2 pseudogenes (1 of these 2 running past the window's edge) are annotated in these 1,309 nt (G+C 42.3%); both read right to left on the minus strand.

Annotation, left to right across the window (positions count from 1 at the left end):
• A pseudogene (locus tag V7659_RS22125) lies at positions 1 to 1,013 on the minus strand (amidase family protein) (it extends 467 nt beyond the left edge of the window).
• Positions 1,014 to 1,119: 106 nt separating this feature from the next.
• Positions 1,120 to 1,309 (minus strand): annotated as a pseudogene (locus V7659_RS22130) (DEAD/DEAH box helicase); the annotation flags it as partial.

Below are 1,309 nucleotides of genomic sequence, written 5' to 3' on the forward strand. Positions count from 1 at the left end.
GGTTTAAATTCATAGGTCAAAACATCATACTTCCAATCTGCTTTGGCAGATGGAATCTCAATGGTATCGATCACGATAGCACCAGAGGTTTTTAATTTATCAACCGCTGCAAGAATTACCTTTTGTTTCTCTTCACTTAGTAACTCGATAAAACCTTCTAGGGCTAAGCCAATTCTTTTCCCGTTTAGTCCATGCGGCAATAGATGATCGGAAAAGTCTTTTTGAGTAAAAGGATTTGTTTTGGTAATGGGATCTTTCTCATCGCTTCCACATAGTGCTGTTAGAAGAATTGCAGCATCTTCCACTGTTCTAGCCATTGGACCTGCTGTGTCCTGGGAATGGGCGATTGGGATAATCCCTCGTCTGCTGATAAGACCAACTGTCGGCTTGATTCCCACCAAGGAATTTTGACAAGCAGGATTTAAGACGGATCCAGATGTTTCCGTTCCGACTGCTACTGTGGCGAAGTTTGCTGCAACGGCTGCTCCTGAACCTGAGCTAGAACCACCCACATCAAACTTGCTGGGTCCATATGGATTTAAGACCTGCCCACCTCGTGAACTATAACCGCTTTTCATCCCGATTGCCATGAAATTCGCCCATTCAGTCATATTTGTCTTACCAAGAATGACTACTCCAGCTTTTCGTAATTGTTCTGCCACAATTGAATCATGGAGGGCAATCGAATCTTTTAAGGCAAGAGACCCAGCGCTTGTATGCATTTTATCGTGAGTATCAATGTTATCTTTTAGTAAGATGGGAATTCCATGCAATCGACTGCGCGGACCTTTTTCTTTTCGTTCGGCCTCAAGCGCTTCTGCTATCTGTAATGCATCTGGATTTACTTCAAGGATGGAATGCAGGTGCTTATCATACTTAGCGATTCTATGTAAGTACATTAATACAAGCTCTTTCGATGTAAGCTCACCTTGTGCAAACTTTTCTTGGATCTGTGTGATAGTAGCTTCTTCAAGCCACTCTACATCCATTTCTTTTAATTTTGGGTCTTCCATGTTTGTTCCCCTCCCCTTTCTCCTTAACTATTCAAGAAATGGGAATGAAATTCCTTTGCACAACAAAAGAAGACAGCGGATTTTCCTCCACTGTCACTGCCGTCCATTATTTTCTTAGTTTTTGGTCTCTTTGTCCTTCTTCAGCGATAATTCCTTTGTAAAATACTCTCTTATTAACTGGGACCTTTAACTCACGGCAATACTGTTTCAATTCTCTTTCTTCTCTCTCAGTAACAAGCGAGATAACAATCCCATTCGCACCCATTCTTCCTGTTCGTCCCGCCCGGTGCACATAC

This window comes from Neobacillus drentensis, assembly GCF_036966985.1.
In the GTDB taxonomy this organism is placed as follows: Bacteria; Bacillota; Bacilli; order Bacillales; family Cytobacillaceae; genus Neobacillus; species Neobacillus drentensis_E.